The organism is Psychrobacillus sp. (assembly GCF_032154225.1).
GTDB lineage: Bacteria > Bacillota > Bacilli > Bacillales_A > Planococcaceae > Psychrobacillus.
On the sequence record NZ_JALDYF010000001.1, the window covers coordinates 85,830 to 105,159 of the forward strand.

Consider the following 19,330-nt stretch of genomic DNA (forward strand, 5'->3'; position numbering starts at 1 on the left):
AAATAAAAAACTTTCATTAAGCTATCACGCTCAATGAAAGTTTTTATAATCTATTAATGTCCACCTAAGTAAGCTTGTTTTACTTCTTCACTCGTTTGTAAATCATGTGCAGAACCAGAAAGAACAACTTTTCCAGTTTCGATTACATACCCACGATTTGCAACAGATAATGCCATATTCGCATTTTGCTCAACTAATAAAACAGTTGTTCCTTCTGCATTAATATCCTTAATTACTTGGAAAATCGTTTTAACCATTAAAGGAGCTAAACCCATTGACGGCTCATCTAGCAAGACAAGCTTTGGCTTAGCCATAATAGCCCGGCCCATTGCTAGCATTTGCTGCTCTCCACCAGAAAGTGTCCCCGAATGTTGTTTTTTACGCTCTAATAATCTCGGGAAAATCTCATATACTTTTTGCATATCCGCATGAATTCCTGCCTTATCTTTTCGTAAAAACGCTCCTAACTCCAAGTTTTCTTCCACAGTTAAGTTTGCAAATACACGACGTCCTTCTGGAACATGCGATATTCCCGCTTTAACAATCGATTGAGCTTGTTTACCAGCAATCGTTTTATCCAAAAACTCTATTTTCCCAGTTTTAGGTTTTAAAAGCCCAGATAATGTTTTTAAAAGCGTACTTTTCCCTGCACCATTCGCACCAATTAACGTAACGATTTCACCTTCATTTACTTCAATAGAAACATCTCTAATTGCTTGAATATTTCCGTAATACACATCTATATTTTCTACTTTAAGCATTGTCATCGTGAACTTCCTCCCCTAAATAAGCCTCAATAACCTTTGGATGGTTACGAATCTCTTCCGGTGAACCTTCTGCAAGAAGTTGACCATGATCTAGTACATAAATTCTTTCACACACACCCATAACTAAATTCATATCATGCTCAATCAATAAAATCGTTAAATCAAATTTTTCACGAACAAACGCTATAAGCTCCATTAATTCTTTCGTTTCTTGAGGATTCATACCCGCTGCTGGTTCGTCTAATAATAAAAGCTTTGGACCCGCAGCCAATGCACGAGCAATTTCTAACCTACGTTGTTGACCATACGGTAAGTTCTTTGCTAACTCATCTTTGTACTTATCTAAACTAAAAATCTTTAGAAATTCAATCGATTTTTCTTCCATTTCTTTTTCGCCAATAAAGTGAGATGGCAACCTTAAAATAGAACTAACAATCGAGTGTTTTGCAAGTGAATGATAAGCAACTTTTACATTGTCTAATACCGATAGTTCATTAAAAAGGCGAATATTTTGGAATGTGCGACTTATCCCTTTTCTAGTTACTTTAAAGGGTTGCAAGCCGTTAATGCGTTCTCCATTAAAAATAATATCCCCTTCTGTAGGTACATACACACCTGTTAAAAGGTTAAAACTTGTTGTTTTACCAGCACCATTAGGGCCAATAAGGCCAACTAATTCACCTTGATTCAAATACATATTCAAATTTTGAACTGCTTTTAAACCACCAAATTGTATTCCTGCATTTTTCACTTCTAATAACGGTTTATTTTCCATGTTGACCGCCTCCTTTTGGCGTTCTCCACAGCTTGAAATAATCTGTAATTTCCATCGTACCCATTAATCCTTTTGGACGATAAAGCATAACTAAGATTAAAACAAGACTATAAATAATCATTCGTGTTTCAGGATACCCTTGAAGATACGTAGAAACCACAGTTAGTAATATAGCTGAAAGAACAGCACCTGAAAGACTACCTAGTCCACCAAGTACAACAAATATTAATATATCAAAAGACTTTAAAAAGCCGAATTGACTCGGTTGAATAATGTAGAAGTTATGCGAGAACAACGCACCTGCTACACCAGCAAAAAATGATCCGATTGCAAATGCAATTACTTTATAATAAGTTGTGTTAATCCCCATTGCATCTGACGCAATTTCATTTTCACGAACGGAAATTGCAGCAATTCCATGCCTCGAATTAGTAAAATTAACGATGACAACAATTGTAATAACTAAACAAATAAACGCATACGTCCAATTCGTTAAGTGGGATACTTGCATTCCAGCTGCCCCACCAACATAATCAATATTCAAGAAAACGATCCGAATGATTTCTGCAAATCCTAACGTAGCAATTGCTAAATAATCTCCCTTTAGTCGTAAACTTGGAATACCAACGATTAATCCCGCTAAAGCTGCTACAAGTCCCCCTACAAAAATTGCTAATGCAAAAGGAAGATCTAACTTCATCGTAACAATTGCAGAAACATAAGCACCAACTGCTAAAAACCCTGCATGACCAATTGAAAATTGTCCAGTAATTCCGATTACCAAATGTAGGCTAACTGCTAAAATTATGTTTATGGCAATAAATATAAATGTATTAGAGTAAAATTGACTCATCATTCCAGTTGAAATCAGAACTTGTACAACTGCATAGACTAATACCGCTACTATTATAAATGGCCAAAACTGTTTAGATTTTTTCATAATTATGTACCACCTACACTTTCTCTCGTGTATTTTTACCAAAGATTCCAGATGGTCTAAAAATTAGAATTAGTATTAAAATGACGAATGCCGCAGCATCTCTCCATAACGAGAAACCTAATGCACTAACAACTGTCTCAACAACTCCAAGTACTAGTCCACCAACCATTGCTCCTGGAATTATTCCAATTCCACCAAGCACAGCAGCTACAAACGCCTTTACTCCTGGAATTACTCCCATAAGCGGATCAATCTTTGTATAATACACACCGAAAATAACACCTGCTGCCCCAGCTAAAGCTGAACCAATAGCAAAAGTTGCAGAAATTGTATTATCTACATTAATGCCCATTAATTTTGCAGCTTCTGTATCATGTGAAACCGCACGCATTGCTTTGCCTGTTTTTGTTTTGTGCACAATAAACTGTAGTAAAATCATTAATACGACAGAAACAGAAAGGATTAAAATGGATTGAATACTAATTTGTGCACCTAAGAAAGAAAATGAGCGATTTGAAAAAATGTCTGGATATGCTTCCGGCTGCGCTCCTCTAATATAAATTACACCGTATTCAATTAATAAAGAAACACCGATTGCTGTAATAAGTGCTGCAATTCTTGTTGCATTTCGTAAGCGCTTATAAGCAATACGTTCAATAACTACGCCAAATATAGCACAGGCAACCATTGAAATAATAAGTGCTGGGAAAAATCCTAAGCCAAAAATAGTAATAGAATAAAATCCGATAAATGATCCAACCATGAACACATCCCCATGTGCAAAGTTAATCAACTTAATAATTCCATATACCATCGTATAGCCTAGTGCGATTAATGCGTATATACTTCCGAGTGAAATACCGTTAATTAATTGTTGAATCCATTCCATGAAGTTTCACTCCTTTAATTAAAAATAGAAAAGGAGGGATATTAATCCCTCCATTATTTAGCGATTTACTCTTATGGATTAACTTTTGTATTAAATACTTGTTTTCCATCTACGAATTCAATAATAGATGCAGATTTAATTGGGTGATGATTTTCATCCATTGAATATAAACCTGTAACTAGTTCTAGTTTATCCGTTGCTTCAAGGGCTTCTTTAATTTTTGTACCATCTAATGATCCAGCTCTTTCAATTGCATCTTTTAATAAGTAAACCGTGTCATATCCAAGTGCATGGAATGAGTTAGGAGCTTCACCATATTTTTCAGTGAATTTGTCAGCAAATGCTTTTGCTTTACCGTCTGGATCTTCTGCAGAGTATGCAGTAATGATGTACGTATTGTTTAATGCAGCAGCACCAGCAAGGTCAACAAGTGTTGGAGAATCCCAACCATCTGCTCCCATTAGAGGAACAGTAATTCCTAGTTCACGAGCTTGTTTAACAATTAACCCAACTTCTTCATAGTATCCAGGGATAAAAATATATTCTGGGTTAGCTGACTTGATACGTGTTAATGTTGAACGGAAATCCGTATCTTTTGCTACATATGACTCTTCAGCAACAATTGTGCCCCCAGCAGCTTCGAAATCTTTAATAAATGAAGCAGCAAGACCTTTTGCATAATCACTTGCGTTATCAGCATATACTGCTGCTGTTTTAACTTTTAATTCATTTGCAGCGAAGTTAGCAGCTACTGTTCCTTGGAAAGGATCGATAAATGCTGTACGGAATGCAAATTCATTTACAGAACCATCTTCCCCTACTGTAACAGTAGTACTTGTACCAGATGGAGAAATCATTGGCGTTTTACTATCATTAGCAATTTGTACTTGCGCTACAGAGTTACCGCTTGTTGCAGCTCCAATAATAGCAGTTACTTTATCTTTACTAGTTAATTTAATCGCAGCATTCGTTGATTCTGCTGCATCTGATTTGTTATCAACTTTTATAATTTCGATTTTCTTCCCATCAATACCACCTTCAGCATTGATTTCATCAACTGCTAAAGTAATTGCATCTGCTTCTGATGTACCATATGATGCTACTGCACCAGAAAGTTCCAGATTGGCACCGATTTTAATTGTATCACCCTCAGAACCACTTTCTTTGTCTCCTCCAGAACATCCTGCTAGTACCCCAACTAACAGTGTAGATGCTAGGAACAGTGAAGCAAATTTCGATTTCTTCATATAATAATACCCCCTATTGTAATTAGATAATTCTGAATTTATAACATATACTACTTGCTTTCTCTTATTCTACAAGTAGAGATTCAGAACTAATCTATTTGTTGTTTAGAACAACTTCATTGTAATTCAAAGTTCATATTCAGTCTATACTAATTTTTTAGTTTAATTAGAAAATTTGAAACATTACATTAATATAACGTTTGCCCGTTTGCACCTAAACCCATATATCATACGCTTTCCCCGTCATATTTTTCCCATAAATATGAAAAAACTTATCTAGTAAACTGGATTTTCTATCCGTTTAATTAGTTCGTTTTATTAAATTTCTATCTTTTTCTTAATGGTTTTTTTGGATTATTTTATCATTGTCACTAATATTTTTTCTATTTATTTGAATTTTAGCAAAATAGTGATTTGTTCTTTTACTTTTATCCTATTGTTCTATATACTAATTATTAGTTCGACATCCGTAATACAAAGGAGAGATAAAAATGGTTAAAAGTTTACCTGCACGTTCGGAAATTTTAGTTGAAGAAACATGGAATTTGGCTGATTTGTTTACTACAGAGGATAGCTTTAATGGGGCATTATTAGAAATCGAAAGTGAAGTAGCAATTTTTGAAGAAAAGCACAAAGGAAACATCGATAGTGCATCTTCTATTATTAGTGCTTTACAAGAATACGCTGCTATTTATGAAAAAATAGTCCCTGCTGGAACATATGCAAGCCTATCTTTAAGTACTGACCAAACAAATACAGAAGCACAAATGCGCGCAAGTAAATTTGGCTCACTTTCAGCTAAAATTAATAGTAAATTATCTTTCGTAAATAGTGAACTTGTAGAATTGTCGAATGAAATGATTCAGGAAGCAATTCAACTCTCTCCTACTTATCAAAATTATTTAAGTAAACTTCTTATTAAAAAACAGTACCAATTGCACCCAGAGGTAGAAAAAACACTTGCTGCGTATTCAACTACGTTTAACGCACCTTATAAGTTATACGATACAACTAAAATGATTGATATTGCTTTCGAAAATTTTGAAGTAGACGGAAAATCGTATCCGCTAAGCTATGTGTCCTTCGAAAATGACTGGGAAGCTGAAACAGATACAGCTGTTAGACGAGCTGCATTCCAAGCATTTTCAGCTAAGTTAAAAGAATATCAACATACTACAGCGAAAACATATGATATGCATTTACAGACAGAAAAAACAACGGCAGATATTAGAGGTTATAATTCTATATTCGATTATTTATTGTTAAACCAAGAAGTTGATCGCTCTCTTTACGATCGTCAAATTGATTTAATATCGAAAGAATTAGCACCACATATGCGTAAATATGCAAAACTGCTTCAAAAAGTTCATGGTCTTGAAAAAATGACATTTGCCGATTTGAAAATTTCTCTCGATCCTACGTATGAACCTAAAATTACAATTGAAGAGTCGAAGAAATATATTGATGATGCACTAAGTATTATGGGTGAAGAATACGTGACGATGGTCGACAGAGCGTATAAAGAACGTTGGATTGATTTTGCTCAAAATACAGGGAAATCAACTGGCGCATTCTGCTCAAGTCCATACGGCAACCATCCATATATTCTAATTTCTTGGTCTAGTAGAATGAATGAAGTATTTGTACTCGCTCATGAACTAGGTCATGCTGGTCATTTTTATTATACAAACAAAGAACAGCATATATTTAACGCTCGCCCTTCTACTTACTTTATTGAAGCGCCATCTACAATGAATGAAATGCTTGTTGCAAATCATTTATTAGCAAACTCAGACGATCCGAAATTTAAGCGTTGGGTTATTTCTTCAATAGTAGCAAGAACGTATTATCATAACTTTGTTACGCATTTACTAGAGGCTGAATATCAGCGAAAGGTGTATGAGAGAATTGACCAAGGTTTAAATGTTAATGCGGGAATATTAAACGAATACAAGCGAAGTGTATTAGAAGAGTTCTGGGGAGATGCTGTTGAAATTACTGAAGGTGCTGAACTTACGTGGATGCGTCAGCCGCATTACTATATGGGCTTATACCCGTACACATATAGCGCGGGCTTAACTATTTCTACAGAAGTTTCTCAGCGAATTCTTCGTGAAGGTCAAGTCGCAGTGGATGAATGGATTGATGTGCTAAAAGCTGGAGGTACAAAATCGCCAGTTGAGCTTTCTCAAATGGCAGCTGTGGATATTACAACCGATGAACCACTTCGAAATACAATTGCTTATATTGGCTCTTTAATTGACGAGCTTGTGTCACTAACGGAAGAAATCGAAGGAAAGTAAAAAAACGCCCAAAGAATCAACAGATTCTTTGGGCGTTTTTTTAAATATAACCATTATTTTTCTTTTACTATTTTTACTCGTTTAATAAACAACGCTAAAATTAGTGCTACAATTGCTACAAAAGTTGAAATCCAAAACGAGAAGTTAATACCATCTAACATCGCAGTCTTCCCAATCTCTATTTGCATTTGTGCAATACCTTCTGGTGAAGTTGGTATATTTCCAGCTGCAGTCGCTTTTGCTAAAAGATCCACTCCAGCAGATTCCATTCTTTTATTCATAATTGTAAGAAGTATTGCAGATCCTATAGCACCTGAAACTTGCTGTAATGTATTGTTCATAGCTGTTCCATGAGGATTCATTTTCATAGGTAATTGATTTAAACCATTTGTCATAACTGGCATCATAATCATAGACATACCGAACATACGAACAGTGTAAAGCGCCATAATATAGTAATATCCTGAATGTAACTCGAGCTTACTCAGATAAAATGTTGTTACAACAGTTATTGTAAGCCCTGTAAGCGCTAATACTCGCGCACCGTATTTATCAAAGAGCTTCCCTGTAATTGGTGACATTATTCCCATTACAAGTGCCCCTGGTAACATTAATAAACCGGAATCTAAAGGAGAAATTCCTCTTATCGTTTGGACATATAGAGGTGTTAAAATCATCCCAGAGAACATTGCAACAGAAACTACAATCGAAACGGCAGATGATAATGCAAACATTGGATATTTATAAATTCTAAATTCCAACATTGGTTCTTCTAAACGAAGCTGGCGCAAGATAAAAGTTACTAAAGCAATTACCCCAATAATAATTGTTCCGTAAACTAGCGGTGAACCCCATCCTTTATCCCCTGCAGAACTGAACCCGTACAACAAACCTCCGAATCCAATACTTGATAATACAAGTGAAAAAACGTCTAATTTTACATCTCTATTTGGTGTAATATTTCTTAATTTAAATATAGATAATAATAGCGTACCAATTGCAAATGGCAACACAATTATAAATAACATTCTCCAATCATAATGTTCGATAACCCAACCAGAAAGTGTTGGACCAATAGCTGGAGCGGAAATCATTACAAGTCCAAACATCCCCATAGCTGTACCACGACGCTCTATTGGAAAAGCTGTTAACATGACATTCATTAATAATGGCATCATCATAGCAGAACCTACTGCTTGAATCATACGAGCTGCAATTAACACCCAAAATGCTGGAGCAAATATCGCTAGTGCTGTCCCAACTGAAAAGAATACCATTGCAGTAGTAAACAATTTTCTGTTCGTAAATTTTTGTACGAAAAATGCACTTGCTGGTATTAATATACCGTTCACAAGCATATATCCCGTCGTTAACCATTGTACAACTGATGGTGTTACATCGAATTCAGTCATAATAGTTGGTAAAGCGACATTTAGTAGTGTGTTATTTAAAAAAGCAATGAATGCGCCTATAAAAAGAATGGCAATCATCGCATACGGTGGTTTTTGTTGCATCTCTTTCATTTATTCATTTCCCCCTATTTGTACCTTGTGTATATTATTTGTACCCTTTGTACATCACTTTGAATATTTTATACTCATAGTCCAAAAAATGCAACTATGTAAAACGCTTACATGAAAAATATTTGATAAATGTTGATTATACGGTTAATATATGAATTATACTAGTAGTATAAAGGTGATGAAAATATGAATAATAGAAAAAGAAATGTACTATTAACCGCGCAACGACTTTTTATAGAAAAAGGATATATATCTACATCGGTGCAAGATATTATAGATGAAGCAAAAATTTCTAAGGGAACTTTCTATAACTATTTCTCTTCTAAAAATGAGTGTGTTATCGCTATTATTGAAGATGCCAAAGAAGAAGTTGAGTTAAAGAGAAGGAAGTTGCTTCTACAATTGGATATATCAGAAAAGGATATGTTTATTGAGCAACTATCAGTCCGTTTGGAAGTGTATCGAGAAAGAAATTTAATCCCTATTTTTATTGCCATATTTCATACACGCGAATCCGAACTTCGGGATCTTGTAAAAATAGGACATGAGGACGAAATTTTTTGGCTTTCCAAACGTTTAGTCGATATTTTCGGAGAGCAAACAAAGGAAGTTTCTGTTGATTGCGCCATACTTATGCTCGGCATGATTCAACAAATACAACACCCATGGACAGCTAAATCGAAGGGTATTACAGAAAAACAACTAGTACAATTTGTTATGCGGCGCATCGAATCACTTATTTACGATATGGCCAATGAAAAGGATTCACTCGTTGATGCTCGTTACTATGAAAAGCATATAGATGAAGCACATATAACGAAAGAACTTGTTCTTCAACAATTAAAAGACTTGTATGAACAAAACAAAGAAGAACTACAAACGAACGAATTACAATTATTAGAATTCGTTCTAGACGAATTCAATTTGGAACATCCTAGAAAGTTTCTTCTTGCAACTGTCATGCAAACTTTTTCAACTGTTTTTAAAGAATCATCTTTGTATCCACAATCAAAAGCTCTTTCCACAAATTTATGGAAAGTGATCGATTCAATTTCATAATGGAGATGACTATACATGCAAGATAAAGTGATTGAACAGTATCAAGAAGATGAGAATATTATGATTCACCTTTTTACACAATGGTGCGCAAATCATGATTTAAATGCCCAAATATTGTATGAGGAAGCTTATCCAAGTCAACTAAAGAATACGATGCTATTAAAAGCGATGGAAGATACCGAAAAAGATTTAATAGAGGTAGATACAGGAACTGTTTTAGAAGTACTTCAGCTTTTTGGCAATGAAGATTTAGCATTCGTTGTATCAAAAGCAGCAGAGCGTATTGTGTAAGAAAAAGACTATCTTTTAGTAGAGTTTCCTCTACTACTAGAGATAGTCTTTTCTTTTTATGCCTTTTTAAACGCGAGTTCTAGTAGTTTTTGCTGACTACTACTCGAATTCCCATCTGTTTCAATAAAATGATAATTCCCGTCTGCATCTTGCATCCTTGCCTTCACCGTATCATTTAACTCCAGTTCTAAAATTCCCATTATACGTCTTTTAATTGTTGGTGCTAAAATTGGAAACAATATTTCTACACGCTTAACCATATTTCTTGTCATCATATCCGCAGAAGATAAAAACAATCTTGATGCCCCATTCCGATGGAACCAATAAATTCTCGAATGCTCTAAAAACCTTCCGACAATACTGATGACCGTAATATTTTCACTTACACCAGGTATTTGGGGACGTAAACAACAAATACCTCGGACAATCAGATCAATTTTCACCCCCTCGGAAGAAGCTTCATACAATTTCAATATTAAGTCCTTATCCGTCAGAGAATTCATTTTAAGAATAATATGCCCGTTTTGAAAAGCTTTATGATACTCTATTTCTTCATCTATTAACACAAGGAATTTATCTCTAATATCAAACGGAGAAACGACTAGTTTATTGTATTCTGGTTTATCCGTATAACCGCTCAAAAAGTTAAAAAACTGAGTCGCATCAGAACCAATCTTTTTATTTGTCGTAATAATCCCCATATCGGTATATGTATGCGCTGTTTGGTCATTATAATTTCCTGTGCCTAGATGAACAAACTGTTCGATTTTATTATTTCGTCTGCGGATAACTAGTGTAATTTTCGAGTGGGTTTTTAAATTATGCATCCCATAAATCACCAAGCAGCCTGCCTTTTCAAGCTCTTTGGCCCAATGTACATTTTTTTCTTCATCAAAGCGGGCTTTTAACTCGACTAAAACAGTCACTTGCTTGCCATTTTCCGCAGCTCTTTTTAACGCCAATATAATAGGAGAATTTCCACTCACCCGATATAATGTTTGTTTAATCGCCAACACATTCGGATCATCCGCCGCCTTTTCTATAAACTCTACAATTGGTTGAAATGACTCGTATGGATGATGGAAAAACAAGTCTTGCGTCAATGCTTTCGAGTATATATTTTCCTCTCGCTGAATATCTAGCGGCAACTGTGGGATAAACTTCTCGTAAAACAAATGCTCATATGTACCTTCAAATGTTTTAATAAATGAAAATAAAAATGTTGGATCGAGAGGTCCTTCTATTTTATACACATCTTCAAGTGAAATTTCTAGCTCGTCCAATAAATAATGTAATATTTTTTGTTTAATTTCGGATGTTTTAACTTCTAATCTACTAACCGCTCCCCACTTCCGCTTTTTCAATTCTTTTTCAATCTCAATAAGTAAGTCTCTTGCGCCTTCTTCATGAATCGTTAAGTCAGCATTTCTCGTAATACGGAAAGGATTTGAATGCTTCACTTGATAGCCGTGAAATAATTTATGAATATTTGCTATAATAACGTCTTCTAATAACACTGCCGCATACGATCCATCTTTTGTAGAAACTTGGATAAATCTTTTCAGAACAGATGGAACTTGAACGATTGCAATTTTAGATTGGTCTAGCTCTTTATCTCTTTCATCTTCAATCATGACTAAAATATTCATCGTTTTGCTTAATAATATTGGAAAAGGTCGATAAGCATCTACTGCAATCGGTGTTAACACGGGATAAATCTCTTCTTCAAAAATAGCATGTAATTCATGCTTTTGTTCATTCGACAACTGCGCATACGTTAACAGCGAAATGCCTACTTTCGGGAGTTTTGTTTCGATTAATTCCTTATAAATTTTCATTTGCTTGCTTACAAGGTTTTTCGTAATGCTAGAAATGCGTGCAAGCTGCTCTTTTGGCGTGAGTCCTGCTTTATTTTCTGGTTTATTGTACCCAACACGTACTTGATCTTGTAAACCAGCGACTCGCACCATGAAAAACTCATCTAAATTAGAGCTAAATATTGCCAAAAATTTCAATCGTTCCAATAAAGGATTAGACTCATCTTCCGCTTCCTGCAATACCCGTTCGTTAAATGCAAGCCAGCTTATTTCCCGATTATTATAATAGGCGTAATTATTAAATGGATGATCTTCTATGCTATTCTCTTTCATATATAAGTCTCCTCCACATTTTCAAATTGTATAATTACTTCGCAGCTGCATATTTTCCCTAAATGTTTCTTCAGCTTTTCCGCTTGATATTTTTCTAATAAATAATTTCCTTCTACAAAAAATGTAAGCATAATTGATTCCGCATTTTTTTCGACCGTAATATTTTTTATATTAGATCTTCCTAATACGTCGACGCCATGCGTAAATCTTAATAATGCGCCAATATCCCTCAGTTGCTTGAGCTCCTTCTCCCCTATTACATGCTGATAAGGTTCGACGTATCGCTTAAACGTATCTTTATTTTGATACGAAGCCAATAAAGCCATCTTTAACCTTTCAAGGTTCGAAACTCCATCCAGCGTTAAATTCGTCAATAAATAAAAAGTATGCTGACTCACAGCATCATTATCAATATGTCTTCCTATATGAAATAATTGATACGAAAATTTTAAAAACTCCTCGTTTTCAAAAACATCCATATAACCCCATTCGCAAAACTTCGTATAAATAGTCGTAAAAATATCATATAAATGTAGTGTGCTATCTTCCGAAACATTAAATTTCCCTAAAACATGTCGTATCGCTTTTTTCGTTACTTCATTTTTATTGAAATCATTTGGAAATAGATCGTGAATTTGTGAAATAATAATTCCTTCACGCAACCCTTTTTTACTGTACATAAAGACAGGTGCTTGTACTACAGACATAAATGTTCGAAACGTTTCTAATGCAAGCACAATAATGTCGGCGCGATCGCTTGATAACCCATCAATTTTTTTAAGTCCATCTAAAGAACATTGAGCAAAATGATAGCTAATATAGTGTAAATCCTCTGCATTTAGCTCATATTGATGTGTTCCATTTAACGGGAAGTTTTTACGTTGCTGATCTACTTGTGCAATATTTCGTGCACTTCCTCCAATCGCAATAATAGGAACTCTTGCATTAACTAGCCAATCAAGCGTTTGAAACTGCCCTTGAACATAGTTAACTAACTCTGCTTTTTCTACGTCTGTCATAGTCAATCCTTTCATAAACTTGCCTTTGAGTGAAACGGCACCAAAAGGGAAACTATGCGAATGGATAAGATTTTTCTCGATAAAGTAAGTAACTTCTGTACTCCCCCCACCCATATCAATCGTGACAGCAGTTCGAATATTTGTCGTATGAATAACTGCTAAATGACCAAAATATGCTTCTTGCTCTGCTGTAAGTACTGTTAGCATAAAGCCAACCTCTTTTTCTACAAATTCCAATATATCTTGTTGATTTTTTGCTTGTCGAATAGCGGCCGTAGCTGCTGCAAAAACCTCTTCTACATGAATATCAGCAAGAATTTCTTTAAATTTTAAAAGTGTTTCCACTAATACTTTTGTTCCATCATCACTTAAATTACCATTCTCTTGAATATACATACTAAGCCTTGCGACCGTTTTAAAATTATGATGTTCTACAAGGCCTTGTTCGGAGTTGTAACTATATACAACGAGGCGAATAGAGTTTGATCCAATGTCGATAATTGCTTTTTTAGTTGTTTTATTTGTCAAAATTACTCTACTCCCTTACTTAAGTATTTTAAGCGCAAAAGGTATTTTTGATTGTAAAGATATTGTAAAAACAGGTTCTAAATATTCAATAAATTACTTTAAGTATACAACAAGTGATATGTTAAACTTAAGTAATTTTTTAGAATATTTCACTAAAATGGCGCTTAATCATGTACAATATGGAATATACAAGGGGGAATTTAATGAGATGAAAAGTTTTACAAAACAAGAGAACAGTTGGGCACTCTATGACTGGGGTTCTTCTGCCTACTCTATCATTATTACTACAGCTGTATTTCCTATCTTTTATAAAGCATCCGCAACCGAAGCAGGCGTTAGTGCTGCAGATTCTACAGCTTATTTAGGATATACAATTGCTATTTTCACATTCATTTTAGCTATGCTTGGACCAATTTTAGGCTCAATTGCAGATTATAGAGGGATGAAAAAGAAGTTTTTCACCTTTTTCTTTGTGCTTGGAGTGACCTTTACCGCTTTACTTGCTTTTGTTCCATTTGATAATTGGCTACTATTACTAATATGTTATACAGTTGCTGCACTTGGAGCTACTGGTGCTAATGTTTTTTACGATGGTTTTATCGTAGATGTATCGACAGATGAACGTATGCACAAAGTATCTTCACACGGTTTTGCTCTTGGCTACATAGGAAGTACAATTCCATTTTTAATTAGTATAGCTATTATTATTTTATCTCAATTAGAAATCATCGCCTTGTCTACGACAAACGCTAGTAGAATTGCTTTTCTAATTACTGCAATATGGTGGATCATATTTTCTATTCCGATGTTCAAAAATATACAGCAAATTCATTTCATCGAACGTGATGGGAATATTGTTTTGCAAAGTTTTAAACGATTAGCTAATACGTTTAAAGAAATTCGTCAATATCGTACACTTTTCTTATTTTTACTAGCTTATTTTTTCTATATTGATGGTGTTGGTACAATTATCGCTATGTCTACTGCTTATGGGACAGACCTAGGTTTAAGCTCTACTAGTCTATTAATTATTCTTTTTGCGACGCAAGTAGTTGCTGCACCTTTTGCCATTTTGTTTGGCAAACTTGCTGGGAAATTTAGCGAGAAAAAAATGCTCTATGTAGGAATTATTATTTATATTATTGTATGTATTTACGCATTTTTCATGGAAACCGTTGTCGATTTTTGGATACTTGCAATGCTCGTAGCAACTTCCCAAGGTGGTATACAAGCATTAAGTAGATCGTATTTCGGTAAGTTAGTTCCGAAAGAAAAAGCAAATGAGTTTTTCGGCTTTTATAATATTTTTGGTAAATTCGCTTCCATTATGGGTCCGTTACTCGTAGCAATAACTGCACAACTTACTGGAAAATCAAATTATGGTGTATTCAGTTTAGTTATTTTATTTATCATCGGGATTATTATTTTAGCGAAAGTTCCTGAACCTAAGAGTAGTGAAACTGTAAATCCAATATAATTGAGGAGGTATTCAAGTGAGCATTCGTAAAGCAACATTACAAGATTTAGATTCATTAACCGAGCTGTTCGATTTATATCGTATCTTTTATAGACAAGATTCTAATGTTGGTGCTGCTAGGAACTTCATAGAGGAACGTTTACGCAAGGAGGATTCCGTTATTTTCATTGCATACGAAGGAGATTCTGCTGTAGGCTTTGTTCAACTCTACCCCTCTTTTTCATCTGTTAGTATGAAACGTTTATGGATATTAAACGATTTGTATGTAACATTTAGTGGTAGAGGCAAAGGCTTTGGCGACAGGCTAATAAAAGAAACAATTGCGTATGCAGAGCAAACAGGTGCAAAAGGCATCCTTTTAGAAACAGAGAAGGAAAATATCCCTGCACAAAAACTATATGAAAAAATTGGATTCCACAAAGAAACGAATCATTTTTACTTTTTCTCACTATAAAAAAGGTGTTGTAAGCCAAATTGCGCTTACAACACCTTTTTTATAGTGAGAAAGTTTATACATGTAGAAAAAGTGGATTTCGTTTCAAGCGGACGCTTTCCGCGGGCACGGCTTCAGCCGCTTCCTGTGCTCCTGCGGTTACTCGTCGCAAAACAAAGTTTCGCTGCGCTCAGTCCAGGGTCTTCAGCTCGCGCTGTTCCCGCTGGAGTCGCAGCTTTTCACTCCATCCATCCTGCTTATGGGAGTGTATTCATGTTCTTTCTATTTTAAGTCCTTTCATGTAAGAGGAAGAGAAAAAGATCATCAACACTTCTAGTTAGAAATAGACTGACCATTTTCATATGAATTAAATTTGTCATCTACCTCTCCACTCTATGTTCAAATGTAGAAGTGTCTCTTTCTAAAAACCTACAAAAAGCTGCCTAAATTACATCTTTGGCAGCCTACGTAATAGTTAGAATGTAAATTGTTTCTCCTATTGCAAAAATATTTACCTAATTGGCACGGAAGTTTCCAGCGAGCGGAAGGCGAACATTTGCCATACGATGACCGAACAAAAAGCTTGTTGGAAGCGGCGCAGCCACTTTCAACAAGCTTTAAAAATTTTACCTTTCATCGTATAGCCTAATGAGAAGCCAGAAGCGAGTCGGAAACTGCTTCGCTAAGTTAAAGGACCGGGCGTCATTTTGCAAGTTTTTTTTATTAACGCTTTCGTAATATAAGCGTAGTGGTAACACCTACAGAAATTACCGTCAGACATGAATGGAGCAACGAAACAGAATCAACGACAATACTACCAGCTATCACTACAAGGAAATCAAAACTCAAAATAGATAAACCTGGATTAATCCGCAAAAACTTCGCAATCATTTGTGCCAATAAATCCGTTCCACCGATAGATGTATCAAACTTCAGCATTAATCCAACACCCATTCCTACAAAAATACCTCCGCACACTGCCCCTAGCATTTCATTCGCTATAAATTTTTCTCCTGCAATATGTAAAGGATACAAAAAATCAATAACTACCGAAGAAAACAATAATCCGTGAATACCATTGTAAAAATACGTTCGATAATACACCCATGCCACTAAAAAAATCGGTAAACTTATACACATAATTGCAAGTCCAACTTTCACATCCAACAAATAATGAATAATTAAACCAATTCCAATCCCTCCACCATCCAATAGATGAAAAGGAACTAAAAAAAAGTTAATACCGATAGAAACTAATACACTCCCCAATAAAATAATGAGAGACTTATAGAGAAAACCCATTTTCCCCACCTTTCTGCTTATTTATATATATGTTTAGAGAAAGAAAAAAACACAGAAAAATATATTCTGTGTTTGAATAGTATTCATTATTGTGCAAAAGATGCTGGCATTACAACGGCTATTACTTCCCCTTTAGCACAAAGCACATCTCCAGCATATACTTCAGACATTACTTTCCACTTTTTCGGATGAATTTCTTCCACCTTGCCTACTACTTTTAACGCAACACCATGTGGCGTCGGCTTTAGAAAATCAACATGTAACGAGCCAGTTACAAATCTTGGTGGCACTTCTCCACTTCCAGGCTCAAATCCATTTTTACGATGTAATGCAAGTGCAGCCGATCCAGTTCCATGACAATCAATAAGTGAACCGATTAAGCCCCCATAAACAAATCCGGGAATGGCAATATGCTGTTCATTTGGCTCGTAAACCGTTTCTGTATGTTCCCCATTCCAATAAGTTCGAAAATGATAGCCATTTTCGTTCAGTCTTCCACACCCGAAACACCAAGCAAAATCGTCCGCATAATCATCTTGTATCGCATGAATAACTTGTCCCATTCCTCATATCCCCTTTGTTTGAAATTATTGATATAATTCCTCTCTTCTATCTTGAAAAACAGGAATTCTGCTTCTTACTTCTTCAATTTCAGCTAAATTAACTTCGATAATTTCAACTGTTTCTTCATTTGCTCCAGTCCATAGAACTTCACCCCAAGGAGCAATTACCATCGAATTACCGTCAAATGTATTGTTTGGATCTTGTCCTACTCGATTTACTGCTACAACAAAGCTTTGGTTTTCAATCGCTCTAGCTTGTAATAACGTTTTCCAATGATCTATTCGTTTATCTGGCCATTCAGCTGGAATAAACATTATTTTAGCACCATTTAATGTATGGGCTCTTGTCCATTCTGGAAAGCGTAAATCGTAACAAATAATTCCACCCATTTTGATGCCATCAAGCGTAAATAAATTTTTTTCGTTTCCAGCTTCCAAATAAAGATGCTCGTCCATTAATTTAAATAAATGTGCTTTATCGTACTCCGCAATTAATTCACCAGACGCATTCGTAACGTACATAGTGTTGTAAAACTTGCCTCCTTTTTTAGTAGAAACAGATCCTCCAACTATATGTATTTGCAATTCTTTCGAAAGCTTACTAAATAGATTTTTAGTTTCAATGCCTTCCACATCTGCAATTTCTTCTAACCGCGTTAAATCATAGCCAGTGTTCCACATTTCAGGCAACACGACTATTTCTGCTCCTAAAGAAGCTGCTTCACAAATTTTATTTTCTACTTTACTAAAATTGTCTTTTGGCTCTCCAAAAGCAATATCTAATTGAACACATGCAATTTTCATTTCGCCACCACCTATAGACATAATACCAAAAAGGTTATAAGATTTGTCTAATATATGCAAATATTAAGCAAAAGAGGTAAATCAAATGGACTTTTCAAATCGATTAAAAAATCTACCAACTCAGTTTTTCGCAACACTTGTTCAAAAAGTAACTACTGCTATTGCAGAAGGAAGAGATGTAATAAATCTTGGACAAGGAAATCCAGATCAACCGACTCCTGAGCATATTGTGAAAGCATTACAAGAAGCTGCTACGAATCCACAAACGCATAAATACTCTCCGTTCAGAGGTACAAATGAGTTAAAACAAGCTGCTGTAAACTTTTATAAACGAGAATACAATGTGGACGTTGATCCAAATACAGAAGTGGCAATTATGTTCGGTACAAAGATTGGATTAGTAGAATTACCACTTGCCATGATGAATGAAAATGAATTAATGCTCCTACCAGACCCGGGCTATCCTGATTACTTATCTGGAGTTGGTCTAGCCAGTGTTAAATACGACACAATGCCGCTCCTTGCAAAAAACAATTTTTTACCCGATTACACAGCACTAACAGATGAGCAAAAACAAGCTGCAAAGTTAATGTATTTAAATTATCCAAATAACCCAACTGGAGCAACAGCAACGAAAGAGTTTTTTGAAGAAACAGTTGCTTTAGCGAAGGAGTCTAACATCGCAGTCGTACATGATTTTGCATACGGTGGAATTGGTTTTGACGATGTTAAGCCAGTTAGTTTTTTACAAATTGCAGGAGCAAAAGAAGTTGGAGTAGAAATGTATACACTTTCGAAGACGTACAATATGGCTGGATGGCGTGTTGGCTTTGCAGTCGGAAATCCTAAAATGATTGAAGCGATTAACTTAATACAAGATCATTTATTCGTGAGCCTCTTCCCTGCTGTTCAAGCTGCCGCTGCTGCTGCACTCAATGAAGATCAGCAATGTGTAGACGAATTAGTTTCGTTGTACGAAGGAAGAAGAAATGCGTTAATAGATGCTTGCACTGCTATTGGTTGGCATGTACAAGCCCCTAAAGGATCCTTTTTTGCATGGCTACCTGTTGCGGAAGGATACACAAGTGAGGAATTCGCCGATTTATTGCTCGATAAAGCTGACGTAGCAGTTGCAGCAGGCAATGGTTTCGGTACTTATGGAGAAGGATATGTACGCGTAGGTTTACTCGTTAACGAGGAACGCTTGAAAGAAGCTGTTGATCGAATTGCAAAACTTAACTTGTTCTAAGCAAACTATCG

Annotated in this window: 17 protein-coding genes; 6 read left to right on the forward strand and 11 right to left on the reverse strand. The window is 35.4% G+C overall.

The window, feature by feature from the left end:
* Positions 1 to 53 precede the first annotated feature (53 nt).
* From RUH95_RS00470 to RUH95_RS00490, 5 genes are all read right to left on the reverse strand, one after another.
* Entirely contained in the window at positions 54 to 761 is a 708-nt protein-coding gene (locus RUH95_RS00470; RefSeq protein ID WP_313891503.1) for an ABC transporter ATP-binding protein, read from the reverse strand.
* Positions 754 to 1,542 carry an ABC transporter ATP-binding protein gene (locus RUH95_RS00475; protein ID WP_313890849.1) on the reverse strand — a complete coding sequence of 263 codons (789 nt, stop codon included), beginning with the start codon at positions 1,540 to 1,542 and terminating at the stop codon, positions 754 to 756. Before RUH95_RS00475 ends, RUH95_RS00470 begins: the two co-directional genes overlap by 8 nt.
* Positions 1,532 to 2,482, reverse strand: coding sequence for a branched-chain amino acid ABC transporter permease (locus RUH95_RS00480; RefSeq protein WP_313890850.1), 951 nt, complete (start codon positions 2,480 to 2,482; stop codon positions 1,532 to 1,534). Before RUH95_RS00480 ends, RUH95_RS00475 begins: the two co-directional genes overlap by 11 nt.
* Positions 2,483 to 2,495: 13 nt before the next feature.
* A complete protein-coding gene (locus tag RUH95_RS00485) occupies positions 2,496 to 3,371 on the reverse strand; it encodes a branched-chain amino acid ABC transporter permease (protein ID WP_313890851.1) in 876 nt (291 codons plus the stop codon).
* A gap of 71 nt (positions 3,372 to 3,442) precedes the next feature.
* A complete protein-coding gene (locus tag RUH95_RS00490; protein ID WP_313890852.1) occupies positions 3,443 to 4,618 on the reverse strand; it encodes an ABC transporter substrate-binding protein in 1,176 nt (391 codons plus the stop codon).
* A 491-nt stretch (positions 4,619 to 5,109) separates the two neighbouring features.
* On the opposite strand from RUH95_RS00490, the gene pepF reads away from it, so the two are divergent.
* Entirely contained in the window at positions 5,110 to 6,921 is a 1,812-nt protein-coding gene (pepF, locus tag RUH95_RS00495; protein WP_313890853.1) for an oligoendopeptidase F, read from the forward strand.
* 53 nt (positions 6,922 to 6,974) lie between these two features.
* Here pepF and RUH95_RS00500 read toward each other — a convergent pair whose 3' ends face one another.
* On the reverse strand, positions 6,975 to 8,444 hold the full coding sequence (locus RUH95_RS00500; protein ID WP_313890854.1) for a DHA2 family efflux MFS transporter permease subunit: 1,470 nt from the start codon (positions 8,442 to 8,444) through the stop codon (positions 6,975 to 6,977).
* Between the two features lie 186 nt (positions 8,445 to 8,630).
* On the opposite strand from RUH95_RS00500, the gene RUH95_RS00505 reads away from it, so the two are divergent.
* Both RUH95_RS00505 and RUH95_RS00510 read left to right on the forward strand, forming a co-directional pair.
* Entirely contained in the window at positions 8,631 to 9,503 is an 873-nt protein-coding gene (locus RUH95_RS00505; RefSeq protein WP_313890855.1) for a TetR/AcrR family transcriptional regulator, read from the forward strand.
* Positions 9,504 to 9,518: 15 nt separating this feature from the next.
* Positions 9,519 to 9,794 (forward strand): hypothetical protein, encoded by a 276-nt coding sequence (locus RUH95_RS00510; RefSeq protein ID WP_313890856.1) that lies wholly within the window; start codon positions 9,519 to 9,521, stop codon positions 9,792 to 9,794.
* 56 nt (positions 9,795 to 9,850) lie between these two features.
* Here the strand turns inward: RUH95_RS00510 and RUH95_RS00515 are convergent, their stop codons facing one another.
* Both RUH95_RS00515 and RUH95_RS00520 read right to left on the reverse strand, forming a co-directional pair.
* A complete protein-coding gene (locus tag RUH95_RS00515; RefSeq protein ID WP_313890857.1) occupies positions 9,851 to 11,944 on the reverse strand; it encodes an RNA degradosome polyphosphate kinase in 2,094 nt (697 codons plus the stop codon).
* Positions 11,941 to 13,491 carry a Ppx/GppA phosphatase family protein gene (locus RUH95_RS00520; RefSeq protein WP_313890858.1) on the reverse strand — a complete coding sequence of 517 codons (1,551 nt, stop codon included), beginning with the start codon at positions 13,489 to 13,491 and terminating at the stop codon, positions 11,941 to 11,943. Before RUH95_RS00520 ends, RUH95_RS00515 begins: the two co-directional genes overlap by 4 nt.
* Positions 13,492 to 13,699: 208 nt before the next feature.
* Here RUH95_RS00520 and RUH95_RS00525 point away from each other — a divergent pair, with 208 nt between their 5' ends.
* Positions 13,700 to 14,968 (forward strand): MFS transporter, encoded by a 1,269-nt coding sequence (locus RUH95_RS00525; RefSeq protein ID WP_313890859.1) that lies wholly within the window; start codon positions 13,700 to 13,702, stop codon positions 14,966 to 14,968.
* Between the two features lie 16 nt (positions 14,969 to 14,984).
* Positions 14,985 to 15,422, forward strand: coding sequence for a GNAT family N-acetyltransferase (locus tag RUH95_RS00530; RefSeq protein WP_313890860.1), 438 nt, complete (start codon positions 14,985 to 14,987; stop codon positions 15,420 to 15,422).
* A gap of 702 nt (positions 15,423 to 16,124) precedes the next feature.
* Here RUH95_RS00530 and RUH95_RS00535 read toward each other — a convergent pair.
* The 3 genes from RUH95_RS00535 to RUH95_RS00545 form a co-directional block, all read right to left on the reverse strand.
* Complete coding sequence (locus RUH95_RS00535) at positions 16,125 to 16,703, reverse strand: YitT family protein (protein WP_313890861.1); 579 nt, start codon at positions 16,701 to 16,703, stop codon at positions 16,125 to 16,127.
* Positions 16,704 to 16,789: 86 nt separating this feature from the next.
* Positions 16,790 to 17,266 carry a PaaI family thioesterase gene (locus RUH95_RS00540; protein WP_313890862.1) on the reverse strand — a complete coding sequence of 159 codons (477 nt, stop codon included), beginning with the start codon at positions 17,264 to 17,266 and terminating at the stop codon, positions 16,790 to 16,792.
* Between the two features lie 24 nt (positions 17,267 to 17,290).
* A complete protein-coding gene (locus RUH95_RS00545; RefSeq protein ID WP_313890863.1) occupies positions 17,291 to 18,070 on the reverse strand; it encodes a carbon-nitrogen family hydrolase in 780 nt (259 codons plus the stop codon).
* Between the two features lie 85 nt (positions 18,071 to 18,155).
* On the opposite strand from RUH95_RS00545, the gene RUH95_RS00550 reads away from it, so the two are divergent.
* Positions 18,156 to 19,319: a pyridoxal phosphate-dependent aminotransferase gene (locus tag RUH95_RS00550; RefSeq protein ID WP_313890864.1), complete on the forward strand. Its 1,164-nt coding sequence runs from the start codon at positions 18,156 to 18,158 to the stop codon at positions 19,317 to 19,319.
* Positions 19,320 to 19,330: the final 11 nt, after the last annotated feature.

What these genes read in the sequence shown, in the direction of transcription:
- RUH95_RS00485 (WP_313890851.1), bottom strand. Translation starts at nt 3,371, where the DNA reads ATGGAATGGATTCAACAATTAATTAACGGTATTTCACTCGGAAGTATA.
- RUH95_RS00500 (WP_313890854.1), bottom strand. Translation starts at nt 8,444, where the DNA reads ATGAAAGAGATGCAACAAAAACCACCGTATGCGATGATTGCCATTCTT.
- RUH95_RS00475 (WP_313890849.1), bottom strand. Translation starts at nt 1,542, where the DNA reads ATGGAAAATAAACCGTTATTAGAAGTGAAAAATGCAGGAATACAATTT.
- RUH95_RS00505 (WP_313890855.1), top strand. Translation starts at nt 8,631, where the DNA reads ATGAATAATAGAAAAAGAAATGTACTATTAACCGCGCAACGACTTTTT.
- RUH95_RS00540 (WP_313890862.1), bottom strand. Translation starts at nt 17,266, where the DNA reads ATGGGACAAGTTATTCATGCGATACAAGATGATTATGCGGACGATTTT.
- RUH95_RS00535 (WP_313890861.1), bottom strand. Translation starts at nt 16,703, where the DNA reads ATGGGTTTTCTCTATAAGTCTCTCATTATTTTATTGGGGAGTGTATTA.
- RUH95_RS00490 (WP_313890852.1), bottom strand. Translation starts at nt 4,618, where the DNA reads ATGAAGAAATCGAAATTTGCTTCACTGTTCCTAGCATCTACACTGTTA.
- RUH95_RS00515 (WP_313890857.1), bottom strand. Translation starts at nt 11,944, where the DNA reads ATGAAAGAGAATAGCATAGAAGATCATCCATTTAATAATTACGCCTAT.
- pepF (WP_313890853.1), top strand. Translation starts at nt 5,110, where the DNA reads ATGGTTAAAAGTTTACCTGCACGTTCGGAAATTTTAGTTGAAGAAACA.
- RUH95_RS00480 (WP_313890850.1), bottom strand. Translation starts at nt 2,482, where the DNA reads ATGAAAAAATCTAAACAGTTTTGGCCATTTATAATAGTAGCGGTATTA.
- RUH95_RS00510 (WP_313890856.1), top strand. Translation starts at nt 9,519, where the DNA reads ATGCAAGATAAAGTGATTGAACAGTATCAAGAAGATGAGAATATTATG.
- RUH95_RS00470 (WP_313891503.1), bottom strand. Translation starts at nt 761, where the DNA reads ATGCTTAAAGTAGAAAATATAGATGTGTATTACGGAAATATTCAAGCA.
- RUH95_RS00550 (WP_313890864.1), top strand. Translation starts at nt 18,156, where the DNA reads ATGGACTTTTCAAATCGATTAAAAAATCTACCAACTCAGTTTTTCGCA.
- RUH95_RS00545 (WP_313890863.1), bottom strand. Translation starts at nt 18,070, where the DNA reads ATGAAAATTGCATGTGTTCAATTAGATATTGCTTTTGGAGAGCCAAAA.
- RUH95_RS00525 (WP_313890859.1), top strand. Translation starts at nt 13,700, where the DNA reads ATGAAAAGTTTTACAAAACAAGAGAACAGTTGGGCACTCTATGACTGG.